General features: G+C 69.3%; 1 protein-coding gene and 1 pseudogene. One reads left to right on the forward strand and one right to left on the reverse strand.

Annotated features, from left to right (window positions below):
* Window positions 1-673: DUF1702 family protein (locus FXN61_RS48500; protein WP_167980504.1), on the reverse strand; the 673-nt coding region annotated here is incomplete at its 3' end.
* 443 nt (window positions 674-1,116) lie between these two features.
* Between FXN61_RS48500 and FXN61_RS48505 the strand changes: the two are divergent.
* Window positions 1,117-3,050 (forward strand): annotated as a pseudogene (locus FXN61_RS48505) (beta-ketoacyl synthase N-terminal-like domain-containing protein); the annotation flags it as partial.

The following is a 3,050-nucleotide window of genomic DNA, read 5'->3' on the forward strand; positions in this document are numbered from 1 at the left end:
CGCCGCTCCACAGGTCTGCCCGCCGGTGTGCGGGGAAGCGCCCGACGGCCTCGGCCACGGCGCCGGACCGGGCGGCGTGGATGAACCACAGCGCCCGGCCGATGCCCTGGTCGATCGCGCGGGGGAAGTAGTCAGGGCGGCCCTGCCACGGGTAGGGCCGGATCTCGCGCTGCTCGTCGACCCAGCGGCGGGTGTCGAAGTAGGCCCGGTCGAAGCCGTAGCCGTCGACCGCGAGCCAGCTCATGACCGGGTGGTACGGCGACGTGGTCAAGTCCGGGACCACCTTGCGCCACAGCCTTCGCGGCAGTCTGGCCATCGCGAACCCGATCCCGATGTAGGCGAGGAAGAGGTGCGGGCGGCCCGGCCCGTTCAACAGCGCGGCGGTCTTCCCGCTGCCGCCTGGCAGTGCGTCCAGGATCGTGCACGCCATTGTGGCGCCTTCGTACGCGAATCCCAGCAGTTCCGGCCGCACCATGTTCAGCCGGCGTTCGAGTTCCCACTGGTCGTGCGTGTCGACTCCCCATTCGAAACCGCACAGCACCGCGTGTGGAATCGAATCCAGGTGTTCGGTGCCGGCCGACGGTGCGCCTGGAAAACCTCGTCCGGTGAACGTCACCTTCCGGAACGAGGGCGTCAGCACGAGTCGGCGGATCGATCCGCTGGTGGTGGGCATCGGAGTCTCCAACGATGGGAATCAGCCGGTCCGGCCGCCTCATCGTGCCCATCGCGGGAATCGGCGCGCACCTCGCTGAGTGCGGTCACGCTGCGTCAGAAGGGTGACTCGACCGTTCGGGACGAAGTGGTCGGGGCGTGTCCATTGCGGACAACGGGAAACAGGGCGGTAACGCTTTTCGGCAGAGGTGAGCACGAGAAGAGATGACTTCGGAGGGATGTATGCGCACGGGTGTGCGCGTGGTGAACGGGTACTCGCCGAGTCGTTCCGGATTTGTTCCATAACACGTCCATCTTATTCTTTGGCTGACGTTGTTATGTTATTTCGCGGCCGTCCCGAGTGGTAGACGGCACAATCCGAGAAGACATTGCCGACGTCCCTGCGGCACGATCGGCACATCGCGAAGCGGTGTTGTTGTGCCTTACGTCGAGGGCGGTGCGGAATTGAGTGACACGCGAATAGCGGTCGTGGGTATCGGTGTGCGCTATCCGGACGCCGATTCGCCGGCGCAGCTGTGGGAGAACGTGCTGGCAGGGCGGCGTGCGTTCCGCCGGTTGCCCGACGAGCGGATGAACCACGCCGACTACTACTCACCGGATCCGGCCGCGCCGGACCGCTTCTATTCCCGCAACGCCGCCGTACTGCGCGACTTCGAATTCGACCGGGTGCGGTACAAGGTGGCCGGTGGCACATTCCGGTCGACCGATCTGACCCACTGGCTGGCTCTCGACACCGCGGCGGCCGCGCTGGCCGACGCCGGTTTCCCCGACGGCGCGGGCCTGCCGAAGCAGACCACCGGAGTGGTCATCGGCAACAGCTTGACCGGTGAGTTCTCCAGGGCCAACGCCCTGCGGTTGCGGTGGCCGTACGTCCGCCGCACCGTCGCGGCCGCGCTCTCGGCCAAGGGGTGGGCCGACGACGAGACCGCCGCGTTCCTGAGCGACCTGGAAACTCAGTACAAGGCTCCGTTCCCGCCGATCGACGAGGACACGCTCGCCGGTGGCCTGGCCAACACCATCGCGGGCAGGCTCTGCAACTACTTCGACCTCGCGGGCGGCGGCTACACGGTGGACGGCGCGTGCTCCTCGTCCCTGCTGGCCGTCGCCACGGCCGTGAAGGCGTTGGCGGACGGCGATGTCGACGCGGCTCTCGCCGGTGGTGTGGACCTGTCCATCGACCCGTTCGAGGTGATCGGCTTCGCCAAGACGGGGGCGTTGGCCACCGGGGAGATGCGCGTCTACGACAAGGGGTCCAACGGGTTCTGGCCGGGGGAGGGGTGCGGGATCCTGGTGCTGACGCGCGAGCAGGACGCGGTGGCTCGTGGTCAGCGGATCTACGCCACCATCACCGGGTGCGGCATCTCGTCGGACGGCAAGGGCGGCATCACCCGGCCCGAGGCCACCGGTCACCGCCTCGCGCTCACCCGTGCCTACGACCGTGCCGGGTACGGCGTGGAAGAGGTGTCGTACTTCGAGGGGCACGGCACCGGGACCGCTCTCGGCGACGCCACCGAGATAGACGCGCTGTCGTCGGCCCGGCGCACCGCCGACCCCGTGGCCCGCCCGGCGGCGCTCAGCACCATCAAGGGCAACATCGGGCACACCAAAGCAGCGGCGGGCGTCGCTGGACTGATCAAGGCGACGCTCGCCGTGTACCACCAGGTCATCCCTCCTGCCACCGGGCACCACGACCCCCATCCGCTGCTGTGCGGCGACGACGCGGCGATGTACGTGCCCGCGGAGCCCGAGCTGTGGCCCGCCGACCGGGCGGTCCGTGCCGGTGTTTCCGCCATGGGCTTCGGCGGGATCAACACGCACATCACGCTGGAGGCCGCGCCCGCCGCGCCCCGCCGGGACGTCATCGACGACGAGACGCTCCGGCTCGCCGCAGGCCGGCAGGACGCCGAAACTGCTCCTGTTCGACGGCCGCGACCTGACCGAGCTGCGGGAGCGCGTCGAGCAGGTGGCGGGCTTCGTCGGCAAGCTCGCGTTCGCCGAGCTGGCCGACCTGTCCTGCACGCTCGCCGGTGGGCTGTCCGGGGGTCCGGCGCGGGGCGCGGTCGTCGTCACGAACCCGCGCGACGCGGAGACCAGTCTGAAACGGCTCGCCGGCCTCCTCGCGGACGGTGCGGGCACCGTGGTCGCCGACGGGATCTTCGCGGGCAGGCACACCACCGCACCGAAGATCGCGTTTCTCTTCCCGGGACAGGGATCCGGCCGGGGGACGGCGGGTGCAGTCCGGCGCCGGTTCGCCTCCGCCGAGGACGCGTTCCGGCTCGGCCACGGCGACTTGGTACCAGGTCAGGGTCAACAGGGACGGGCAGATCACCGATCGTTACAGCCGGGCGATCGAGCACCTCGGCAACGACAACGTGGAC

The sequence above is a fragment of the Lentzea indica genome, from assembly GCF_012184385.1.
GTDB classification, from domain to species: domain Bacteria; phylum Actinomycetota; class Actinomycetes; order Mycobacteriales; family Pseudonocardiaceae; genus Lentzea; species Lentzea indica.